The sequence below is a fragment of the Enterobacter sp. EC_64 genome (assembly GCF_019584165.1).
Classification (GTDB): domain Bacteria; phylum Pseudomonadota; class Gammaproteobacteria; order Enterobacterales; family Enterobacteriaceae; genus Enterobacter; species Enterobacter roggenkampii.
This window is the reverse complement of the sequence record NZ_VDAS01000104.1, coordinates 1-229: the sequence shown is the minus strand read 5'-3', so window position 1 is coordinate 229 and position 229 is coordinate 1. Positions and strand designations below refer to the sequence as shown.

The window sequence follows — 229 nt, the reverse complement described above, 5'->3', positions numbered from 1 at the left end:
TTACGCACCACGCCTTCAGTAGCTGAACAGGAGGGACAGCTGATAGAAACAGAAGCCACTGGAGCACCTCAAAAACACCATCATACACTAAATCAGTAAGTTGGCACCATTACCTCCCTAAACCACCTCCTGGGGAGGTGGTGATTGATCCTGTAAGGCTATAGCCTGAAGAATGCCCATGCCGGAATATCTCTTCTTACTCACCACAAGTAAAAGGAGACAGACTGAC

The 229-nt window shown here is 48.0% G+C and carries 1 protein-coding gene; it reads right to left on the bottom strand.

Annotation, left to right across the window (positions count from 1 at the left end; genetic code table 11):
• Positions 1-59, bottom strand: a 59-nt coding sequence (locus FHC52_RS23120; protein WP_136697432.1) for an IS1 family transposase, incomplete at its 3' end; no start/stop codon positions are given.
• Positions 60-229 lie beyond the last annotated feature (170 nt).